At 70.7% G+C, this 16786-nt stretch carries 12 protein-coding genes; 6 read left to right on the forward strand and 6 right to left on the reverse strand.

The genetic code is table 11. The features are described from left to right. The first annotated feature begins 138 nt into the window (after window positions 1-138). Window positions 139-1770, forward strand: coding sequence for a sodium:solute symporter family protein (locus tag KI385_RS19690; RefSeq protein ID WP_238573472.1), 1632 nt, complete (start codon window positions 139-141; stop codon window positions 1768-1770). A 159-nt stretch (window positions 1771-1929) separates the two neighbouring features. Here KI385_RS19690 and KI385_RS19695 read toward each other — a convergent pair whose 3' ends face one another. Beyond that, window positions 1930-2439 carry a DUF4345 domain-containing protein gene (locus KI385_RS19695; RefSeq protein ID WP_238573473.1) on the reverse strand — a complete coding sequence of 170 codons (510 nt, stop codon included), beginning with the start codon at window positions 2437-2439 and terminating at the stop codon, window positions 1930-1932. A 19-nt stretch (window positions 2440-2458) separates the two neighbouring features. Here KI385_RS19695 and KI385_RS19700 point away from each other — a divergent pair, with 19 nt between their 5' ends. After that, window positions 2459-3235, forward strand: coding sequence for an AraC family transcriptional regulator (locus KI385_RS19700; RefSeq protein WP_238573474.1), 777 nt, complete (start codon window positions 2459-2461; stop codon window positions 3233-3235). A 325-nt stretch (window positions 3236-3560) separates the two neighbouring features. Here the strand turns inward: KI385_RS19700 and KI385_RS19705 are convergent, their stop codons facing one another. Further along, entirely contained in the window at window positions 3561-4682 is a 1122-nt protein-coding gene (locus tag KI385_RS19705) for an ADP-ribosylglycohydrolase family protein (protein ID WP_238573475.1), read from the reverse strand. 196 nt (window positions 4683-4878) lie between these two features. Between KI385_RS19705 and KI385_RS19710 the strand changes: the two genes are divergently transcribed. Both KI385_RS19710 and KI385_RS19715 read left to right on the forward strand, forming a co-directional pair. Next, window positions 4879-5838, forward strand: coding sequence for a D-2-hydroxyacid dehydrogenase family protein (locus KI385_RS19710; protein ID WP_238573476.1), 960 nt, complete (start codon window positions 4879-4881; stop codon window positions 5836-5838). 190 nt (window positions 5839-6028) lie between these two features. Beyond that, the gene (locus tag KI385_RS19715) at window positions 6029-6283 is read left to right on the forward strand and encodes a hypothetical protein (protein WP_033271241.1); all 255 of its coding nucleotides are present in this window, start codon (window positions 6029-6031) and stop codon (window positions 6281-6283) included. A 216-nt stretch (window positions 6284-6499) separates the two neighbouring features. Here the strand turns inward: KI385_RS19715 and KI385_RS19720 are convergent, their stop codons facing one another. The 3 genes from KI385_RS19720 to KI385_RS19730 form a co-directional block, all read right to left on the reverse strand. Continuing rightward, the gene (locus tag KI385_RS19720; protein WP_238573477.1) at window positions 6500-9976 is read right to left on the reverse strand and encodes an ATP-binding protein; all 3477 of its coding nucleotides are present in this window, start codon (window positions 9974-9976) and stop codon (window positions 6500-6502) included. A 645-nt stretch (window positions 9977-10621) separates the two neighbouring features. Next, complete coding sequence (locus tag KI385_RS19725; RefSeq protein ID WP_281066880.1) at window positions 10622-13270, reverse strand: bifunctional FO biosynthesis protein CofGH; 2649 nt, start codon at window positions 13268-13270, stop codon at window positions 10622-10624. Between the two features lie 133 nt (window positions 13271-13403). Continuing rightward, window positions 13404-13805: a VOC family protein gene (locus KI385_RS19730; RefSeq protein ID WP_238573478.1), complete on the reverse strand. Its 402-nt coding sequence runs from the start codon at window positions 13803-13805 to the stop codon at window positions 13404-13406. A 17-nt stretch (window positions 13806-13822) separates the two neighbouring features. Here KI385_RS19730 and KI385_RS19735 point away from each other — a divergent pair, with 17 nt between their 5' ends. Then, window positions 13823-14062: a hypothetical protein gene (locus KI385_RS19735; RefSeq protein WP_238573479.1), complete on the forward strand. Its 240-nt coding sequence runs from the start codon at window positions 13823-13825 to the stop codon at window positions 14060-14062. 102 nt (window positions 14063-14164) lie between these two features. Here the strand turns inward: KI385_RS19735 and KI385_RS19740 are convergent, their stop codons facing one another. Further along, complete coding sequence (locus KI385_RS19740; protein ID WP_238573480.1) at window positions 14165-14989, reverse strand: TIGR03619 family F420-dependent LLM class oxidoreductase; 825 nt, start codon at window positions 14987-14989, stop codon at window positions 14165-14167. A gap of 170 nt (window positions 14990-15159) precedes the next feature. Between KI385_RS19740 and KI385_RS19745 the strand changes: the two genes are divergently transcribed. Next, window positions 15160-16680, forward strand: coding sequence for a CehA/McbA family metallohydrolase (locus KI385_RS19745; RefSeq protein WP_238573481.1), 1521 nt, complete (start codon window positions 15160-15162; stop codon window positions 16678-16680). The last annotated feature ends 106 nt before the right edge of the window (window positions 16681-16786 follow it).

The raw sequence follows: 16786 nt of genomic DNA on the forward strand, positions 1-16786 counted from the left end.
TGACCGCTGATGCCTTGACCGGCCCGCTCATCGAGCGGTTCAATCCCCGAAGTCCCCACCCCCGCATGGGGACCCCGCCCCACAGAACGCGTCACGGCGAAGTGATGCATATTCACAAGGCGGACCCCTGGAGGGGGCATGAACAGTCTCGACTGGGCCGTGCTCATCGGCTACTTCGGCGTGATGATCGCGATCGGTGTGTGGTCGCACAAACGGGTGGACAATGTCAGCGACTTCTTCACCGCGGGCGGCAAAATGCCGTGGTGGCTGTCCGGCATCTCCCACCACATGTCCGGCTACAGCGCGGTGATGTTCACCGGGTACGCCGGCATCGCGTACCAATACGGCGTCACCTCTTACGTCACCTGGTCCTTCCCCATCGCGATCGGCATCGCCATCGGCGCCCAGCTGTTCGCCGGGCGGCTCAACCGGCTGCGCTCACGGCTCGGGGTCGCCTCGCCGCTGGAATACCTCAAGACCCGCTACAACCTGCCGACACAGCAGGCGCTGGCCTGGTCCGGCGTGCTGCTGAAGATCGTGGACGTGGGCGCCAAGTGGGCCGCCATCGCCACCCTGTTGTCCGTCTTCACCGGTATCTCGCTCAACCAGGGCATTCTCATCACGGGTGTGATCACCGGCGTCTACTGCACGGTCGGCGGCCTGTGGGCGGACGCGCTCACCGAGCTGGGGCAGTTCGTCATCCAGCTGCTGGCCGGTATCGCGATGCTGGTCACCGTCATGGGCGAGCTGGGCGGCTTCAGCTCGCTGTGGACCGTATGGGACAGACTGCCGGACAGCCACACCCAGCCGACCGTCGGCCCGTACACCCTCACCTTCCTGCTCGCGTATCTCTTCATCAAGACCTTCGAGTACAGCGGCGGCATGTGGAACCAGGCCCAGCGCTTCATGGCCACCCGCAGCGCCCAGCAGGCCAAGCGCTCGGCGCGGCTCTCGGCGGCGCTGTGGTTCATCTGGCCCGCGGTCCTCTTCTTCCCCATGTGGGTCGCGCCGCTGCTGGTCAAGGCAGAGAAGCCGGACGCCTCCGACTCGTATGCGCTGCTCACCGAACGCCTGTTGCCGCACGGCCTGTTGGGGCTGGTCATCGTCGGCTTCTTCTCCCACACGATGGCGATGTGCTCCTCGGACGCCAACGCCATCTCCGCGGTGTTCACCCGGGACATCGCGCCGGCGCTCTCGGCGAAGGCACGGGACTGGTCGCACCGGGCCGGGCTGCTGGCCGCGCGGCTGTCGACGGTCGCCTTCCTGGGTCTTTCGATGGCGATAGCGACACAGGTCAACTCGCCCACGTTCAAGGACATCATCACCGTCGTCATCAAGTGGGTGGCCGGACTGGTCGGACCGATCTCCATCCCGTTCCTGCTCGGCATGTTGCGGACCTTCCGCAAGTCCGGGCCCACGGCGGCACTGGGTTCGTGGGCGGCCGGTCTGTTCGCTTTCTGGCTGACCAACTACGGCCTGAGCGACATCCAGTTGCAGATCCAGATCGTCTCGCCGGTCGCCACCTCGCTCGTCCTCTTCATCCTGCTCGGCTTCGTCCGGCCGGAGGACACCGAGGAGCGGGATGGGGTGCTGGACCGCATCAACTCGGGTGATGACGATGACGAGGGGTCGGGGGCGGCGGTTCTGGTTGCGCTTCCGGAGCAGGGGGGCGGGGTGGAGGGTGTGTCCGGGGGAGTGTCCGGGGGTGTGTCGTTGAGGGATGCGTCGTTGGGGGATGCGTCGGAGGGTGTTCAGGGGGGAGGCGCCTGAGGTGGGGTGAGGGTGGGGGGGTGTGGTGGCGTGGCGATGGGGGGCGGTGTGGTGGCAGGGGCGGTGTGTGTGGGGGGGGCGGTGGCATGGTGGTGGGTTGCTGTTCGGGGCGCCGTGGGTGTGGGTGTGGCGTCGGCGTGGCGTGGCGTGGGTTGCGGTTCAGGCTGACGGGACCGGTGCCGTGGCCATGACCGTGGCCAGCAGCACGCCCCCACCGCACACCTCCACCCCGCAGTAGAACCACGACGGGTACCACGATCCCGGCGGCTCGGTGAGGCGTGCCGCGAGCCGGCCGCCGGCCATCCCGAGCAGCGCGACCGCGACCGCGAGCACCGCACCCCGGCACAGCGCATCCGACGGATCGGCCGCGGCCCAGCCGAGCAGGGCGGCCATCGCGACGCCGAACCCGCCGTAGACGGCCCGTACTTCGGTACGGGCCGCCGCCCCGTCGAGACGGATGCCGAACGGGCGGACCAGACGGGCGGGCGCGGACAGTCCGTACAGCCCCATGCCGAGAAAGAAGAGCGCCAGGGCGGTGTGCACGGTGGTGAACAGGGCGCTTCCGGCAGGGGTGTTGGCGGCGAGGACGTCGGCGCCGAGGGTGTGCCCGATGTCGGTGAGGGTGTGGGTGGCGGGGGTGTGCGTCATCTGGATGAGGGTGTGCGTCATGTGCGCGAGGATGCCGTGCATGACCGAGGACGCGCTTTCATCAACGTGCTGCCGCGGCCCGTCGGCGCAGCTCAATCTGTGGCTCGGGCACGCCGTCTACAGCGGACCGTCGCTGGAACTGGATCTGCACTCCGGCTCGGTCTCCTGCCTCGCCCTCGGCGTCGACACGGAGTTCACCGTCGAGACGGCGGACGGAGTGCGCCGTACGGCCCGTAGTGCGCTGATACGGCCCCGGGTGCCGCACCGGATCGAGGCGCACGGCGGCTGGATGACCTTCTGCTACTTCGAGCCGGGCTCGGCCGCGGAACGCGCCTGCCGGGAGGCCCTGGGAGCGGGCGAGGAGGCGGTGACGGTCTCCGCCGTGGCGGAGACGGACCTCGTACGGCTCTGCGCGGCGCCCGAGCCGGCGGAGCGCCCGGACATCGATCCGCGGATCCGGGCCGCGGTACGCCGGCTGCTCCGGGAGCCGCAGCTGCCCGACGGCGCGACGGAGTACGCCGTCCGAGCCGGTCTGTCCCGGTCCCGGTTCCTGCACCTGTTCCGTGAGCAGACCGGCACCAGCTTCCGCCGCCACCGGATGTGGGCGCGGATGCTGCGCGCCGCGCGGACACTGCTGGACCACGGCACCCTCACCGCGGCATCCGCGGAGGCAGGCTTCTCCAGCCCCTCCCACCTCAGCAGCACCTTCCACGCCACCTTCGGTCTGCGCCCGAGTCGGCTGCTGGCCGCCCATTGCGTGATCATCGACGAGACGTATGCCGCGGGCTACTGGGCGCACGAGCTTCGGGGGGAGTGAGCGGGCGGGTGTGCTGCGCTTAGTGGCCGACGACTTACGGTGGGTGGCTGTTGGGACTCGTGGCTTGCGGTTGGTGGCCCGTAGCCGGTGGCTTGCGGTTGGTGGCCCGTAGCCGGTGGCTTGCGGATGGTGGCCCGTAGCCGGTGGCTTGCGGATGGTGGCCCGTAGCCGGTGGCTTGCGGATGGTGGCCCGTAGCCGGTGGCTTGCGGATGGTGGCCCGTAGCCGGTGGCTTGCGGTTCGTGGCCCGTGGCCGGTGGCTTGCGGTTCGTGGCCCGTGGCCGGTGGCTTGCGGTTCGTGGCCCGTGGCCGTGACCGCCGGCCTGCTACGCGCGCGGATACCGGGCGAGCCACCCCGGCGACGACCCGGCAGGCCCGTGCAGCGCCGCCCCCTGCGTCATCTCCATCGAGAAGTCGTCGGCCAGCTGCAGAATCGTGTCCCGGCCCTCCAGCTCGACCAGCCACACCGGCGGCAGCGCCGTCTCGCCGTGCAGTGTGCCCAGCAGATTGCCGCAGATGGCGCCGGTGGAGTCGCTGTCGCCGCCGTGGTTGACGGCGAGCAGCAGGCCGTGCCGGATGTCCTCGGCGACCAGTGCGCAGTACACGCCGATCGCCAGCGCCTCCTCGGCCGTCCAGCCCTCGCCCAGCGATTCCACCCGGGCCGGCGTCGGCATGCCCTGCCGTACGGCGCCGAGCGCGCGCTTGAGGGCGTCGGTGGTCTCCTCGTGGCCGGGGCGGGTGGCGAGATGCGCCAGCGCTTTCTGTACGGCGCCGTCGAGGTCCTCGCCGCGGGCCAGGGAGTGGCTGATGACCGCGAACGCGCCGGCCGCCAGGTAGCCGGTGGGGTGGCCGTGCGTCTGTGCCGCGCACTCGGCGGCGAGCTGGAAGACCAGCTGCGGCTCCCAGCCGACCAGCAGGCCGAACGGCGCGGAGCGCATCACCGCGCCGCAGCCCTTCGAGTCCGGGTTCTTGGGCTTGTCGAGGGTGCCCATCGCCTCGTCGCCGAGGCCGCTCAGACAGGCCCGGCCGGGCGCGCGGCGGGAGTAGAGCCACTCCTCGCGGGCGAGCCAGCCGTCGTCCTTCTTGCGCTCGTCCGGGCCCCAGTCGTTCTGGGTGGCGGCCCAGCGCAGATAGGCGCGGTGGACGTCGGTGGGCGGGTGCCAGGCGCCGGTGTCGCGCCGTACCTGGGCGCGGATCAGGCCGTCGACGGTGAACAGGGTCATCTGGGTGTCGTCGGTGACCGCGCCGCGCCGCCCGTAAGCGGGCACGAAATCCGTCACGCCCTCCTGGCCGTGCGCCTCACGGATCGCGTCCAGCGAGTCGAATTCGATGCCCGCGCCGAGCGCATCGCCGATGGCGCCGCCGAGCAGACAGCCGCGTACCCGGCTGCGGAAATCCTGCTGTTCCGCGCGCCCCCAGATGGCGGCGCCGCCTCCCGCTGCACTCACTGCGCCTCCCGAAGCTCACAACGTTCCGGGGCCTTGCAGATGCCCCTGGCGCAGCACTGTAATCGACCAGGATTGATCAATTTCTGGCCAGGTGAGTAATGCGAACAGTCACTCACTAGGAGGCTTTTGGCCGGTACGGTCCCGATGAACACCATCCGGCCATCCGCCGTCCGCCACACCTCCGGGGGAACCCAGCATGACTCCGCGCTGCGCCGTACTCGACGACTACCAGGGCGTCGCCCTCTCCATGGCCGACTGGTCCTCCGTGGCCGACTCCGTGGACGTCCGTACACTGCGGCAGCCCTTCCGCTCCGAGGACGAGGTGGTCGCCTCGATCGGCGACTGCGAGATCGTCGTCGCGATGCGCGAGCGCACCCCCTTCCCCGCCTCGCTCCTCGCCCGGCTGCCTCGCCTCCGGCTTCTGATCACCTCCGGAATGCGCAACGCCGCCATCGATCTGGAGGCCGCCGCCCGGCACGGCGTCACCGTCTGCGGCACGGCCAGCCACACCGAACCGCCCGTCGAACTGACCTGGGCGCTGATCCTGGGCCTCGCCCGCAACATCGTCACCGAGAACTCCGCGATGCGGACCGGCGGCCCCTGGCAGAGCACGCTCGGCGCCGATCTGCACGGCCGTACGCTCGGACTGCTCGGCCTGGGCAAGACCGGCACCCGGGTCGCCCGGATCGGCCAGGCATTCGGCATGAACGTCGTGGCCTGGAGCCGGAATCTGACCGCCGAACGCGCCGCGGAGGCGGGCGTCCGCGCCACCGCCACCAAGAAAGAGCTCCTGGAGACCAGCGACTTCGTCTCCGTGCACCTCGTCCTCGGCGACCGCACCCGCGGCCTCCTCGGCGCCGACGAACTCCGCCGGATGCGCCCCACCAGCTACCTCGTCAACACCTCCCGCGCCGCCATCGTCGACCAGCCCGCGCTGCTCCAGGCGTTGCGCGAAAACTGGATCGCCGGCGCCGGCCTGGACGTCTTCGACCACGAACCGCTGCCTGCCGACCACCCCCTACGCACCCTCCCGAACGTCCTCGCCCTCCCCCACCTCGGCTATGTCACTCACCGCAACTACGAGGGCTACTTCCAACAGGCCGTCGAAGACATCACCGCCTTCCTGGCGGGAACCCCGATCCGACAACTGGGCTGACGACTCCGTTGACGACTCCGCTGACGACTGGGCAGGCAACTGGGCCGACGGCTGGGCGGACAGCTGGGGTGGGGGCAACTGGGCGGGGAGGGGGAGGGGCCCCTCCCCCTCCCCGCCCCTCCTCACCCCTCCCCGATCGGCGGCCATCCGTTCGATGATGGCTGCGCCGCCCGCTGGGCATGCTCTCCCCATGTCCGAGTACGAGTGGGATCGCACCACCATGGCCGTCGTCGCCTCCGCGCTCTCCGGAGACAGCGACGGCGCGGTGGAACTCCTCCGGCCGCTCCCCCAGCGCGATGTCTGCCATATCGCGGTACGGCTCGCCGCCATGGCCGCCGACGCCCTGATCGTCGCCGCCCAGGACAGCGGAGGCGACCGCGAGGAGGCACTGTCGCAATGGCAGCAGTGCATCCTGCAGCACGAGGCTGAATACGAGGGAGAGTGAGAACCACCAACCAATCCAGCTCCCCCGCTCCGGGCCCCAACATCACCCCGGCAGCCACATCACCCCGGCCACTACGCCTCCGTCGCCTCGGCCAACGGGCCTCCTCAGTCGCTGAGCCTCCTCAGTCGCTGAGCCTCCTCAGTCGCTGAGCCTCCTTGGTTACTGAGCCTCCTGGGCGGCAGTCACCTGACTTGCTCGTTCACCACGCCCGCTCGGTCACCCCAGGGCGGCGGCCGTCGCCCGCATGTGGCGTATCAGCCGGCTACGTATCGCCTCGAGCCGCTCGACGTCCGCGCCCGGCAGACACGCGAGGTCGCGCACCCCCAGCTCGGTCTCGGCAACGGTCTCCCAAGGCCGGCCGTCCACCAGCTCGCCCACGACGGCCTCGGCGCCCGCCCAATCTCGCAGGGCACAGCGACTGACGACTGCTACAGCTGCCGCTGCCGCACCCGCCCCCATCACACGGTTGCCGCCGCTCCGGCCGTTTCCGTCGCTGCTGGCGTTCCCGTCGCTGCCGTGAGTGCCGTGGTTACGGTGACTACCGTCGCCATCGGGCCCGCCCGGCATGCCCGCTATTGCCGATATCTCCTCCATCCCCTCGGCCCGCAGCAGCGCCTCCCAGGTGTCCCCAGTCGTCGCGTCCACGCCGCTGACCATGCCCGCAAGCAACGCCGCCTCGTACCGGACGAGCAGGCCGGCGACCGGTTCGCCGGAGCCGGCGTCCATCGCTCCCCGCGCCGCCTCGACCGCCCCCTGCGCCGCGTCGAGTTGACCGGCCCGGCGCAGGCAGCCCGCCTTGAGTGCCAGGAGGGTGGCGGATGGCTCGGCGTCGGCGAGGGCGCGGTCGAAGTCGGCCAGGGCGCGGGAGTCGTCGCCCCGTAGGCGGTGGGCTCTGCCGCGTTGGGCGAAGGTGGGGCCGGCGGCCGCGCCGAGTTCGATGGCCCGGTCGAAGTCCGTCAGCGCTTCGGTGAGTCGGCCCGTGAGCAGATTGATCTTCCCCCGGGTCGCCAGGGCCCGGTGGCAGTCCGGGGTGAGGCGAAGAGCGGCGGAGAGTTCGGAACGGGCCTCCTCGGCGCGGCCCAAAGTCCGCAGCACGATGGCGCGTTGCTCGTGGGTAGGGGCGTACACGGGGTCCAGGAGGATCGAACGGTCAAGGTCCGCGAGGGCTTGTTCGTAGCGGCCCAGATGGCCGGCCACCTCGCCGCGGAGTCCCCACGCCCGGGCTTCGTCCCCATCGAGCTCCAGGGAGCGGCCGAGAGCCGCCAGTGCCTCTTCATGGCGGCCCAGGGCACGCAGTGTGGCTCCCCGGGCCATGTGGGCCCAGGCGTATGCGGGGTCGATGGCAAGGGCTCGGTCCACGGCTTCGAGCGCCTGCTCCTCACACTGCATGTCCAGGTACGTGTTGCAGTGCTCGGCCCACACCCAGGGGTCGGCCGGCTGGAGTTCGGCCGCGCGCCCGAGGGCGGCAAGGGCTTCCTCGTAGCGGCCCATGACGCGCAGGGTGATGCCTCGGCGGGCGTAGGCCCATACGTAGGTGGGATTGACGGCCAGTGCTCGGTCGAACTCCGCCAGGGCCAGGTCGTACTGCCCCATGTCACGGTAGGTCGCGCCCCGTTCGGCCATCGCCCAGGCGTACTTCGCGTTGATCTCGATGGCGCGCTCCAGGCCCGCCAGGGCTTCCTCGTGGCGGCCGAGGCGGCGGAGGCAGACGGCGCGGCTGGCGATGGTGAAGGCATGCCGGGGCTGAAGGGCCAGGGCCCGGTCGAATTCGGTCATGGCCTGCTCGAAGCGGCCCAGTAGGCGGTAGGCCTCGCCGAGTTGGGATGCGGCCTCCACCGAATCGGGGTTGATCTCCAGGGCACGGATGTAGTCCTCGGCGGCGCGCTCGAAGCTGCGCATATAGCGATGTGTCAGACCGCGGCCGAGCAGCGCAGGAGCGTTCCGCGGCTCCAGCTCCAGGCAGCGGTCGAAGTCGGCGAACGCCTGCGGCCAGGCTTCGGCCTTACGGTGCTCACGGCCGCGGATGCGGTGAATGCGGGCCTGCTGAGCCACGTCCAGACCGGGGCGGGCGAGCAGTGCGGTGAGGACCTCGATCAGGCCGCCGCCGCCCTCGGCGAGCGCGCCGGTCAGCCGGTCGCCCCAGTCACTGACCTCGTGGGCGCCCCCGTCCTCGCCTGCCTGGCGGATGGCCTCCACCACTCTGCGTACCGCGGGCCATTCGTTTTCAGCGGCGTCCAGGACGTCGGCCAGGGCCTGGGAGAGGGAGGGCCGAGGGTCTGCACAGAGGGAGTGGTAGGTCTCCCGAAGCCGGTACTCCAGCCGGCGTTCGTCGGTCCAGGACTCCGCCGGGTGCGCGTCGGTCGCGCATTCCGTACGGCGGTGCCGGGCCGCCTCGGCGAGGTGGCGGTGCCGGGCCGTCCACGTCTGCGGTGATCTACGCCGCTGGAGGCGCAGCATCGCCGTACGCACCACCTCGTGATACTGCCATCGCCCGGCCCGGTCGGCGACGAACGGCAGTCCGCACAGCCAGCCGAACTGTTCGGCGGCGGCCGCATCCACCGCGGCCCGGAAGATGTCCTCGTCCAGATGGCGTGGCAGGGCCGCCGCCAGTGCCGCCTCACGGCGGACCGGGTCCGTCTCCCACTTCAGGAAGCGCTCGACGGCCGTATCGCTGGGGTCGTCGACGGCCTCCGCTGCGCGCGGGCGGTTCTCGGCGAGGGTGGAGACCAGCACCGGCAGGCCGCCGGACAGCCGCAGGATCACCTCGACGATGTGCTCGTCGGCGATGCCCCTGGTCGCGAGGAACTGCCGCGCCTCGGCCTCGGTGAAGGCGTCCAGGGGCAGGTCCGCCACGCAGTCGAGGTAGTCGGCCCAGCAGCGGCGGTCCAGCGCGGTCTGGCCGGCAAGGGTCACCACCACATTGGGTGCGAGCGGGCCGTATCTGTCGCTGACCAGGACGTCGCGCAGCCAGATGTCCAGCAGCGGCCCGGTCCGCTCGTAGGTGTCGAAGAAGAGGCACAGTGAGGGCACTTCGTCGGCGACGGCGCTCACTTCTCGGACGAAGACCGGGGTCAGTGCCTCCACCGGTGCCATCACCAGCTGGACGTCATCGTGGTTGCGCAGCCGGGCGCTGAGCAGACCGCGCAGCCGGTCCGCGCCGCGCGCCACCTGGCGGGGGTCGAGTGCTCCGGTGACGGCGCCGACGCCGGGCACCAACCCGAGGCCGGCGAGCCCGGCCTGGGCCATGATGATGCTGCCCGGCGAGGGGGCGGCCCCCTGGGGATCGCCCGTGTCCGCAGGGTCGGACGGGCCTTCCGCGGCGACCGCCGCCGCCTCGACCTCGTGCCGCCGCTCCCGGTACGTGGCGAGCAGCTTGTCGAAGACCTTCAAAGAACGTACCTGGGCGGCCAGTTGAGCGCTGATGCCGGCCATCGCTTCGGGGATGCCGTGCACCGCCTCGTCCACGTACGCGATCGGCGCGCCGTGCTCGCGTGCGGTGTCCTCGAACTGTCGGATCAGGGACGTCTTGCCGACGCCGGCCTGGCCGTGCACATGGAACAGGAACTGATGCGCCGGATCCTCCACGGACCGCGCGAAGTTGTCACGGAAGGCCGCGATTTCGCCCCGCCGCCCGACGAATCCCTCCCGGCGACGCAGCCGGATCAACTCCTGCCGCGACAGTCTGCGCCCCACCGCCTACACCCCCTCCGCGTCGGCTCTTGCTGCCCTGCTCCCGCAGATTAGCCTTCGGCGGAGTTGAGGATCTGGGCCTGTGGATAACTCCGGATAACTCGTCGGCCAGGCCAGGTCATCGAGTTACCGCCCACGATGCGGGGCTTGCTGCGTGCCTGCTTGCGGCCTGCGTGCCTGCGGGCTGTCTGCCTGCGGCCTGCGCGCCTGCTTGCGGCCGACGTGTCTGCGGCTGTGTGTCTGCGGGGTGCGTGTCTGGGCTTGCGTGCAACGTGAACCGCTGGCCGGATCAGCGAGGGACCCGATTCGTGCGCACGCACTGCCATGTGTGGTTTCCGCCGCCGCCCACCGAGCTAACCTCCCCTTCCCCGCCGCCCACCCCCTGTTGTTGTTTTTCCCCGCCGCCCACCCCCCTTCGGGGGGTGGGCGGGTGTAGTGGGGAACCTGCCCCCTTCGCCAGGAGCGGGCGGGTGCAGCAGGGAGCCTCCCCCTTCGCCAGGAGCGGGCGGATGCAGCGGGGAGCCTCCCCCCTCGGGCGAGCGGATGCACCGGGGCTCCTACCCCCTTCGCGAGGAACAGGCGGATGTACCGGGAAACCTGCCCCCTTGCGACAAGCGAAGCAGCTTCAGCGGAGCCCCCCCCCCCCGCCTACTCCACCACCGGCAGCAGCTCCGGCAGATGCCCGTCCGACGCGAGTGCGGCGGCTTGGCGTTCCTCGGTCACCGGGCCGTAGGTCGTCGTGCGGGGGCGGGACGGGCGGCCGGCCTGGGAGGCGATGGCGATCAGGTCCTGGATGGAGCGGTAGGAGCCGTAACTCGAGCCCGCCATACGGGAGATGGTCTCCTCCATCAGGGTGCCGCCCAGGTCGTTGGCGCCCGAGCGGAGCATCTCGGCGGCGCCGTCCTGGCCGAGCTTGACCCAGCTGGTCTGGATGTTGGTGATGTGCGGGTGGAGCAGCACCCGGGCCATGGCCGTCACCGCACGGTTGTCGCGGGTGGTGGGGCCGGGGCGGGCGATGCCGGCGAGGTAGACGGGGGCGTTGGTGTGGATGAAGGGGAGGGTGACGAACTCGGTGAAGCCGCCGGTCTCCTGCTGGATCTGTGCCAGCAGCCGGAGGTGGCCCAGCCAGTGGCGCGGCTGGTCGACATGGCCGTACATCATCGTCGAGGACGAGCGGATGCCCAGCTCATGGGCGGTCTTGACGACCTCGACCCAGGTGGCGGTGGGCAGCTTGCCCTTGGTGAGGACCCAGCGGACCTCGTCGTCGAGGATCTCGGCGGCGGTGCCGGGGATGGTGTCCAGACCGGCGGCCTTGGCTTCGCTGAGCCACTCACGGATGGAGAGCCCGGTGCGCGTCGCGCCGTTGACGACCTCCATGGGCGAGAAGGCGTGCACATGCATGCCGGGGACGCGTTCCTTGACCGCGCGCGCGATGTCGAAGTACGCGGTGCCGGGCAGGTCGGGGTGGATGCCGCCCTGCATGCAGACCTCCACCGCGCCCACGTCCCAGGCCTGTTGGGCGCGGTCGGCGACCTGGGAGAGGGAGAGGGTGTAGGCGTCGGCGTCGGTGCGGCGCTGGGCGAAGGCGCAGAAGCGGCAGCCGGTGTAGCAGACGTTGGTGAAGTTGATGTTCCTGGTGACGATGTAGGTGACGTCGTCGCCTACGGTGTCACGACGCAGGTCATCGGCGATTTTGCAGAGGGTGTCCAGGGCGGCGCCGTCGGCGTGCAGCAGTGACAGCGCTTCGGCGTCGGTGAGCTTGGTAGGGTCGTCGGCGGCCTGCGAGAGCGCCTGGCGTACGTCGGTGTCGATGCGCTCCGGGACCATCCCCGGGGCGGCGGCCTCGCGCAGCGCCTCCCAGTCGCCGTAGACCTCGTCGAAGTCATCGCGCCGGTCGGCCGTGCGGCCTTCGGTGTCGATGGTGTGGTGCAGATCCGTACGGCCCGTGGACTGCGTCGAGAAGCCCTCGTCGGGCTCCTGCCAGGGGCGGCCCACTACGGGGGCGTCCTCGATGGCCAGGCCCGTCTCCGGGTCGGCGAGCGCGCGGACGTGCGGCAGCAGCCGGGGGTCGAGCCAGGGCTCGCCGCGCTGGAGGAACTCCGGATAGATGGGCAGCCGTTCACGCAGCTCGAAGCCGGCCGTGGCGCAGCGCTCGGTCAGCTCGTCGATCTGCGGCCAGGGGCGCTCGGGGTTCACATGGTCGAGGGTCAGCGGGGACACCCCGCCCCAGTCGTCGATCCCGGCATCGATGAGCAGCGCATACTCGCCGTCGACCAGGTTGGGCGGCGCCTGGATACGGGTCGAGGGGCCCATGATGTGCCGGGCCACCGCGATCGTCGCGGCCAGCTCCTCCAGTTCGGCGTCCGGCATTCCGCGCATCGCCGTGTCCGGCTTGGCGCGGAAGTTCTGCATGATCAGTTCCTGGATGCCGTGGTACGCACGCTGGATGCGGCGCAGCGCGAAGAGGGACTCGGCGCGCTCCTCGTACGTCTCCCCGATGCCGATCAGCAGCCCCGTGGTGAAGGGGACGTTGGAGCGGCCGGCGTCCTCCAGGACGCGCAGTCGGACGGCCGGCTCCTTGTCGGGCGAACCGTAATGCGGGCCGCCGGGCTCGCTCCACAGGCGCTCGGCGGTCGTCTCCAGCATCATGCCCAGGGACGGGGCAACAGGCTTGAGGCGCTGGAAGTCCGTCCACGACAGCACCCCGGGGTTGAGGTGCGGCAGCAGCCCGGTCTCCTCCAGGACGCGGATGGCCATGGCGCGTACGTACGAGATCGTGTCGTCGTAGCCGTGCGCCTCCAGCCACTCCCGGGCCTCGGGCCAGCGGTCCTCGGGCTTGTCGCCCAGGGTGAAGAGGGCTTCCTTGCAGCCCATTTCGGCGCCGCGGCGCGCGATGTCCAGCACCTCGTCGGGCGACATGAACATTCCGTGGCCGTCACGGCGCAGCTTGCCGGGGACGGTGACGAAGGTGCAGTAGTGGCACTTGTCCCGGCACAGGCGCGTCAGGGGGATGAAGACACCGCGCGAGTACGTGATGACGCCGGGGCGGCCCGCGGCGTCCAGGCCGGCGTCGCGCACCCGGGCCGCGGAAGCGCACAGGTCCTTCAGGTCCTCACCACGGGCCTGAAGGAGCACCGCGGCCTCGCCGGCATCCAGCGCCACGCCGTCGCGGGCCCGCTTGAGCGCGCGGCGCATCGCGTTCGCCGTGGGCCGGCTCCGAGGGCCGGGCAGGGCGCCCGTTTCGCGGTCGGTTCCTTGGTCGGATGCCTGGTCAGGTCCCTGCGCGCTGGAAGTCATCCTCCGAGGATACGAGCGCCCACCGACAGCGCCGCCGTCGTCGAACGGGTGGTTGATGTGCCACTGATCACTACGGACGGAGGTTCCGTCCCTGCCCAAAGGGGGCAATTCCCGGCGGCGGCTCACGGCGCGCTTACATGCTGGCCAGCAGCTCGTCGGAGTACGTCCGGGTCAGGAACTCCATGTTGTGGCCGTCGGGGTCGTTGATGTAGAGGCCACGACCGCCGTCCAGGGTGTTGATCTCCTGTGGCTTGCTGTGCCGGGGGTCGGCCCAGTAAGGCAGCTCGCGCGCCTGGATGCGGCCGAGTATCGCGTCGAACTCGTCCTCGGTCACCAGGAACGCATAGTGCGTGGGGACGAACTCGGCGCCGCCGGCGACATGCTCGGCGTAATCGAGGGCGACCCCGTTGTCCAGCTTGAGGGCGGCGAAGGGGCCGAACGCCTTGGGTTCGGGCGCGCCCAGAAGGTCGGCCAGGAAACGGGCGGAGGCGAAGCGGTCGGTGCTGTGCACGATCGTGTGGTCGAGGCTCGGCATGGGGTCTCCTTGATCTCGTGGGTCCGCCGGAGTTCCTTGGTCCGTTGATCTCGTCGATCTCGTCGATCTCATTGATCTCGTCGATCTCGTCGATCTCGTCGATCTGCCGGATCAGCCAGGTCTGCCGGATCGGCTGGATCAGCTGGATCCGTTGGGCGGATCTGCCGGATCAGCCGGATCTGCCGGATCAGCTCGGGCCGTTGATCTCCCTCGGGCCGTTGATCTGCGGGTCCTTCACCTTCGACGCTACGACTTGAGGGGCGGACGCGGATCGGTCTTCGGTACCGACCCGCGCCGGAGGGCCGTACTCCGTTGGTCCTAAGGCGGGGCCGGAGCCGTCCTCGTCACGCTCCCCGTTGTCACAAATACTGTGCGAAGTCGTCCAAGGTGCGCAGCACCTCCGGTTCCTCGGCCGGTGGCAGTTGCAGCACCACCTCCTGGAGGCCCAGCTCGCGGTAGTGGGCGAGCTTCCCGGGCGAGGGGTGGACCGCGTACGGCACCACCACCGGCTCGCCCGTACGCCCGGCGTCCGCCCAGGCCTGCCGCAGCACCGGAACGGTCTCGGTCAGCCCTCGTCCGCCGATCGGCAGCCAGCCGTCCGCGTACTCGGCGATGTGCCCGAAGAGCTTGGGGCCGGCCGCACCGCCGAGCAGGATGCGCGGCGCGCCGTGGGCCGGCTTGGGGTAGGCGAGGGACGCGCGTACGGACCCGAATTCACCCTCGTACGCGGTCGGTTCCTCGGCCCACAGGGCCCGCATCAGGGCCACCCGGTCGCGGGTGAGCTCGCGCCGGGTCGACCACTTCACCCCGTGGTCGGCGGCTTCCTCGACGTTCCAGCCGTAGCCGATGCCGAGCGTGAAGCGGCCTCCGGAGAGGAAGTCGAGGGTGGCGATCTGCTTGGCGAGGTCGACCGGATCGTGCTGGGCGACCAGGGTGATGCCGGTGCCCAGGGCGAGCCGCTCGGTGACCGCGGCGGCCTGGCCGAGCGCGATGAACGGGTCGAGGGTGCGGCCGTATTCGCGGGGCAGCGGATCGCCCATGGGGGCAGGGGTGTCCCGGCTGGCGGGGATGTGGGTGTGTTCGGGGAGGTAGAGGCCGGCGAATCCGCGCTGCTCCAGCTCGCGAGCCAGCCGGTCCGGCCGGATCGTCTCGTCGGTCAGGAAGATCGTGGTCGCGATCCGCATGCTGGGGACACCTCCGTCAGGCGTGTGGGTGACCGAATGTTGCCTCACCGCCCGCCGGTTATCCACAGCCCTTTCCCTCCGTGTCACACCCGCGTACAACAGTTTTCACACGGCGCAACGAGCCGGCCGCACAGCGGTACGAGACATCACGACACGGCGCGGGGGCGGGGATGGAACGACGCGATGTTCTGAGACTTTCGGCGGTTGCGGGCGCGACGGGCGCGCTTACGCTCGGACGTGTGAGCTTCGCCGACGCAGCGTCCGGGACCGGGCAGTCCGGCGGCGGGCCGGGCGAGCAGACCCGCCATGTCACCGGCCATCTACCCACGGGCGCACCGGACTTCGTCCATCTGCCGGTCGAAGTGCCGCACGGGGTCCGGGAGATCGCCGTCTCCTACAGCTACGACAAGCCCACCGTCCCCGCAGGCACGGCCGGTAACGCCTGCGATATCGGCATCTTCGACGAGCGGGGCACGGAGCTCGGCGGCGCCGGCTTCCGTGGCTGGTCGGGCGGGGCGCGTACGGAGTTCTTCCTGCGCGCCGACGATGCCACCCCCGGCTATCTCCCGGGACCCGTCAACGCAGGCACCTGGCATATCGCCCTCGGCCCGTACACGGTCGCACCGCAAGGGCTGTCCTACGACGTCACGATCACCCTGCGGTACGGCTCCCAGGGGCACACCCCGGCGCCCGTTTATCCGCCCGAGCGGGCCCGGGGCCGCGGGCGCGCCTGGTACCGCGGCGACAACCATCTGCACTCGATCCACTCCGACGGCAAGCGCACACCCGCTGAGATCGCGGCGCTGGCCCGCGTGGCCGGGCTGGACTTCATCAACACCTCCGAGCACAACACCACTTCCGCGCACCGCGCATGGGACGGCCTGTGGGGCGACGACCTGCTGATCCTGACCGGCGAGGAGGTCACCACGCGCAATGGGCACGTGGTGGCGATGGGCACCGACCCCGGGGTCTTCATCGACTGGCGCTACCGGGCCCGCGACAACGCCTTCGGCAAGTACGCGCGCGCCATCCGACGGGCCGGCGGCCTCGTCATCCCGGCACATCCGCACGCCACGTGCATCGGCTGTAACTGGAAGTTCGGGCTGAACGAAGCCGATGCCGTGGAGGTCTGGAACGGCCCGTACACCCCCGATGACGAGATCACCCTCGCCGAGTGGGACAACACCCTGGTCGCGCACACCCGTGGCCGCGCCGACTGGTTGCCGGCCGTCGGCCACAGCGACGCCCATCGCGACCCGGATGTCGTCGGCCTGCCGCAGACGGTGGTGCTCGCCGACGATCTCTCCCGCCGCGCCCTGCAGGACGGCATCCGGGCGGGCCGGGTCTGGATCGCCGAGTCGTCGAAGGTCGACCTGGCGTTCTCCGTCACCGGTGAGCGTGGCGAACACGCCGGGATCGCCGAGCGGCTGGAGGTATCCCGCACGGCGAAGGTCACCGCGCAACTGAAGGTCTCCGGCGCCCCGGGCTGCACGGTCTCCTTCGTCACCGACCAGGGGCGGCTGTATTCGGCCCCGCTGCCGCCCTCCGGCGACGGCACGGTCAGCTGGCAGACCACCCCCGATTACGCGGCCTACATACGTGCGGAGGTCCGTCACCCGTCAACCACGGCGGGCCTGCCGGGTCCGATGGCGGCGATGACCAATCCGGTCTTCCTGGGCCGCCGAGCCTGAGGCCGCCCGACGGGCGGCCGGCGGCTCTCGCGCGGCGCGCCCGACCGAACCGGCGCCACCAACCACCAACCCGCCATTCTCCTGACCACCGCGCGGAATAACCGGA

It is taken from the genome of Streptomyces inhibens (assembly GCF_022221585.1).
Lineage (GTDB): Bacteria > Actinomycetota > Actinomycetes > Streptomycetales > Streptomycetaceae > Streptomyces > Streptomyces inhibens.

Bases quoted from the DNA above. Each gene is read 5' to 3' on its own strand.
- KI385_RS19690 (WP_238573472.1), top strand. From the start codon at position 139: ATGAACAGTCTCGACTGGGCCGTGCTCATCGGCTACTTCGGCGTGATG.
- KI385_RS19695 (WP_238573473.1), bottom strand. From the start codon at position 2,439: ATGACGCACACCCTCATCCAGATGACGCACACCCCCGCCACCCACACC.
- KI385_RS19700 (WP_238573474.1), top strand. From the start codon at position 2,459: ATGACCGAGGACGCGCTTTCATCAACGTGCTGCCGCGGCCCGTCGGCG.
- KI385_RS19710 (WP_238573476.1), top strand. From the start codon at position 4,879: ATGACTCCGCGCTGCGCCGTACTCGACGACTACCAGGGCGTCGCCCTC.
- KI385_RS19715 (WP_033271241.1), top strand. From the start codon at position 6,029: ATGTCCGAGTACGAGTGGGATCGCACCACCATGGCCGTCGTCGCCTCC.
- KI385_RS19725 (WP_281066880.1), bottom strand. From the start codon at position 13,270: ATGACTTCCAGCGCGCAGGGACCTGACCAGGCATCCGACCAAGGAACC.
- KI385_RS19730 (WP_238573478.1), bottom strand. From the start codon at position 13,805: ATGCCGAGCCTCGACCACACGATCGTGCACAGCACCGACCGCTTCGCC.
- KI385_RS19740 (WP_238573480.1), bottom strand. From the start codon at position 14,989: ATGCGGATCGCGACCACGATCTTCCTGACCGACGAGACGATCCGGCCG.
- KI385_RS19745 (WP_238573481.1), top strand. From the start codon at position 15,160: ATGGAACGACGCGATGTTCTGAGACTTTCGGCGGTTGCGGGCGCGACG.